At 75.4% G+C, this 3,831-nt stretch carries 3 protein-coding genes; 1 reads left to right on the top strand and 2 read right to left on the bottom strand.

Annotated elements, in window-relative coordinates:
* Positions 1-84 precede the first annotated feature (84 nt).
* Together ACRYMY_RS19555 and ACRYMY_RS19560 are read right to left on the bottom strand one after the other, a co-directional pair.
* Complete coding sequence (locus ACRYMY_RS19555) at positions 85-519, bottom strand: chemotaxis protein CheW (protein WP_369055852.1); 435 nt, start codon at positions 517-519, stop codon at positions 85-87.
* A gap of 1 nt (position 520) precedes the next feature.
* Positions 521-2,908 carry a chemotaxis protein CheA gene (locus ACRYMY_RS19560; protein WP_432548882.1) on the bottom strand — a complete coding sequence of 796 codons (2,388 nt, stop codon included), beginning with the start codon at positions 2,906-2,908 and terminating at the stop codon, positions 521-523.
* Positions 2,909-3,047: 139 nt separating this feature from the next.
* Here ACRYMY_RS19560 and ACRYMY_RS19565 point away from each other — a divergent pair, with 139 nt between their 5' ends.
* A complete protein-coding gene (locus ACRYMY_RS19565) occupies positions 3,048-3,623 on the top strand; it encodes a hypothetical protein (RefSeq protein ID WP_432548883.1) in 576 nt (191 codons plus the stop codon).
* Positions 3,624-3,831 lie beyond the last annotated feature (208 nt).

Genomic DNA, 3,831 nt, shown 5'->3' on the forward strand with positions numbered 1-3,831 from the left:
CCGCCGCGCTGACCGGGGTGCCCGCCGCGGACGCCGCCGGCCCGGGCCCCCTCGCGGGGACCCGGGCCGGTGGGGCGGGCGCCGTCAGGCGGCGGCGCCCTCCAGCTCGAGGGCCTTGTCGACGTCGAGGACGAGCAGCAGCGCGTCGTCGAGCTTGTACGCGCCGCGGATGAGCTCGCGGATCGGCCCGGACAGCGTGTCCGGCGGCGGCTCGAACGTCGCGTCGGCGGCCTCGATGACCCCGCCGATGGAGTCGACGAGCAGGCTCCAGACCTCCTCGGCGGCGCGGACGACGACGTTCATCGCGACCTTGCCCTCCTCGCGGTCGGGCAGCCACAGGCGGCGGCGCAGGTCCAGCGCGGTGACGACCTGCCCGCGCAGGTTGATGAGGCCGGCGACGGCGTGCGGGGCCAGCGGGGCGGGGGTGCGGGGCTGCTCGGTGAGCACCTCCTGCACCCGGCGCACCTCGACGCCGAACAGGTGGCCCGCCAGGTGGAACGTCGCGTACTGCGTGGACATCTCAGGCTCCCAGTCGGGTCGAGGCGGCGGCGAGCTCGCGCTGGGCCTGCTCGCTGAAGAAGTTCGGGTCCGCGGCGAGGATGGCCGCGCGGACGTCGAGGAGCTCGGTGACGCGGTCGCGGATGACCGCGGAACCGACGAGGCCGGTGTCGTCGATGTCGCTGTGGGCGTCCTGGCCGGAGACGATGTCGACGATCTCGTCGACGACGATGGCGACGCTGCGCCCGCGCGCCGAGTACACGACGCCCGGCAGGGCGTCCAGGTCCCCGCCGCCGGGGCCGCCGCGGAAACCGCCGCCGAGGTGGTTGGCGAGGCGGACCAGCGGCAGGATCTCGCCGCGGTAGCGGACGACCTCGCGGCGCCCGACGCGCTCGATGGAGGCGGTCTTGAACTCCTCCAGGCGGGTGACGACGTCCAGCGGGATCGCCACCCGGCGGTCGTCGCCGAGGCCGACGACGAGCAGGCGCTGCCCCTCGGCGGTGGCGGAGGTGGCGGTGGCCGTCTCGGCGGCCGCGTGCTCGATGCCGTCGGCGCGCATGGTGCGCCGCGCCAGGGACTGCACGTCGAGGATGAGGGAGACGCGCCCGTCGCCGAGGATGGTCGCGCCGGCGTAGCTGCCGATGGCCTTCAGCACGCCGGACAGCGGCTTGACGACGATCTCCTCGGTGTCCAGGACGCGGTCGACGACGAGGCCGAAGCGGCGGCCGTCGCACTCCAGGACGGCGATGACGAGGCTGGTGGGCAGTTCCTCGCCGGCGGGGCGCTTGAGCTCCAGCGCCTCCTCCAGGCGCACCAGCGGCAGCAGCGCGCCGCGCAGCCGGTACACCTTGGCGCCGCCGACGTCCTCGATGGCGTTGGCCATGCGCTCGGTGTCGAGGCTGACCAGCTCCAGCAGGTTCACCTGCGGCATGGCGTAGCGCTGGCCGGCGCACTCGACCGTGAGGGCCGGGACGATCGCCAGGGTCAGCGGGATCCGCAGCCGCCAGATGGTGCCCTGGCCGGGGGTGGACTCGACGTCGACGGAACCGCCGATGCGCTCGATGTTCGTCTTGACGACGTCCATGCCGACGCCGCGGCCGGAGACGTTGGTGACCTTCGCGGCGGTGGAGAAACCGGGCAGGAACAGGAACTGCAGGACGTCGTTGGTGGTGAGGGTCTCCAGCTTCGCCTGGGTGACCAGGCCCTTGGAGACGGCCTTGGCGCCGATGACGGCCGGGTCGATGCCCTTGCCGTCGTCACGGACCTCGACGAGGACCTGGCCGCCCTCGTGGGCGGCGCGCAGGCGCAGGGTGCCGACCTCGCGCTTGCCGGCGGCGAGGCGGACCTCGGGCGGCTCGATGCCGTGGTCGACGGCGTTGCGGACGATGTGGGTCAGCGGGTCCTTGACGGCCTCGAGGAGGGTGCGGTCGAGCTCGGTCTCCTTGCCCTCCATCTCGAGCTGGATCTTGCGGCCGAGCATGTTGCCGAGGTCGCGCACGACGCGGGGCAGCTTGGACCACAGGTGCTCGATGGGCTGCATGCGGGTGCGCATGACGCCCTCCTGCATCTCGCTGGCGACGAGGTTCAGGCGGTGGCAGGCGCGGGTGAGGTCCTCGTCGCGCAGGGCGCTGGCGCGCTGCAGGATCTGGTTGCGGGCCAGGACGAGCTCGCCGGCCTGGCGCACCAGGGACTCCAGCAGTTCCACGTCCACGCGGACGGTGGCGTCGCTGGCGGCCACGCGCTCACCGCCGGCGGCGGGGGCGGCGGGCGCTGCGGCGGCGGGCGCGGGGGCCGCGGCGACGGGAGCGGGCTCGGCCGCGGCGACAGGGGCGGGCTCGACCGCGGGGGCCGGCTCGGGCTCGACGACGGGGGTGGCCTCGGCGACGGGCGCGGGCTCGGGGGCGACCTCGGGCTCCGGCTCGGGGGCCACCTCGGCGACGGGCGCGGCGACGGGCGCGGCGACGGGCGCGGGCTCGTCGACCACCTCGGCGCCGGCGGGCGCGGCAGCGGGCAGGACGGGCTCCTCGCCGTCGAGGACGGCGCGGATGGCGGCGACGACGTCGTCGACCTCGACGGTGTCCTCGGTGCCGCGCTCCTCGATGGAGGCCAGCAGGGCGCGGATGGTGTCGACCATGCGCAGCAGCACGTCGGTGGTGACGGGCGTCATGACGAGCTGGCCGTCGCGCAGGCGCGCCAGGAGGTTCTCCCCGACGTGCGCGACGGACTCCAGGCGCCCGAAGGCCAGGAAGCCGCTGGTGCCCTTGATGGTGTGGATCGTGCGGAACACGCTGGCCAGCAGCTCGCGCGAGCCCGGCTGCTGCTCCAGCGCGACCAGGTCGGAGTCCAGCTGGTCCAGGTTCTCGTAGCTCTCGACGAGGAACTCCTGGACGATCTCGTCCATGCCGTCCACGGATTCTCCTGCTCTCTCGTCGTGCAGCCGCCGGCACCGGCGGCCCGGGTGGGCTCGTGGAGTCCATCGGCAGCGGGGCCGCCGGGCTGAAGCCCCGCCCCGGGGTGCGGGTGCGCCGGCTCGCGGGTAGGCAGGGGGCATGAGCGGGAAGTCCGCGGAGGACTACGGCGAGGACTACACGGAGCCCGAGCTGCGCGAGCGGCTCAAGGAGGAGATCAAGGCCGGGGAGAAGGGCGGGAAGGCCGGGCAGTGGAGCGCCCGCAAGAGCCAGCTCCTGAAGCACGAGTACGAGGCGGCCGGCGGCGGGTACCGGCACCCCGGTGAGCGCAGCGAGTCCCAGGAGCACCTGCAGCGCTGGACGGAGCAGGACTGGCGCACCGCCGACGGCTCGGCCGACGCCCGCGGTGACGGCGGCAGCGGGACGAAGCGGTACCTGCCCGACGCGGCGTGGGAGCTGCTCGACGAGGACGAGCGGCGGGCCACCGACACCCGCAAGCGCTCGGGCCGCGAGCAGCACGTCGCGAACACCGACGCCGCGCAGCACGCCCGCGCCGCCGCGGAGCTCATCGACCTGACCGCCGCGGAGGCCGCCAAGGCGGTGCGGCGCATGGACGACGCCGACGCGCTGGACCGCGCGGAGAAGGCGGAGCGGGAGCTGGGCGAGGGCCGCAAGACGGTCCTGGAGGCGATCGAGGCGCAGCGCGCGAAGCTGTGACCGCCTGACCTCACGGGCCGGCCCCGCTCCTCCCGTGGTCTCGCTGGGTTTCCCGCCAGACCACGGAGGGGTGAGGGGTGCGGGGGACCACCCGGTCCCGGACGCGCGCGAGGGGGGGGGGGCGCGGGGGGGGGGGGGGGGGGGGGGGGGGGGGGGGGGGGGGGGGCGGGGCCGGCGGCGGGGGGGGGGCGGGGGGGGGCTGCGCGGG

The sequence above is a fragment of the Kineococcus haloalkalitolerans genome, from assembly GCF_050871905.1.
Classification (GTDB): domain Bacteria; phylum Actinomycetota; class Actinomycetes; order Actinomycetales; family Kineococcaceae; genus Kineococcus.

What these genes read in the sequence shown, in the direction of transcription:
- ACRYMY_RS19565 (WP_432548883.1), top strand. Translation starts at nt 3,048, where the DNA reads ATGAGCGGGAAGTCCGCGGAGGACTACGGCGAGGACTACACGGAGCCC.
- ACRYMY_RS19555 (WP_369055852.1), bottom strand. Translation starts at nt 519, where the DNA reads ATGTCCACGCAGTACGCGACGTTCCACCTGGCGGGCCACCTGTTCGGC.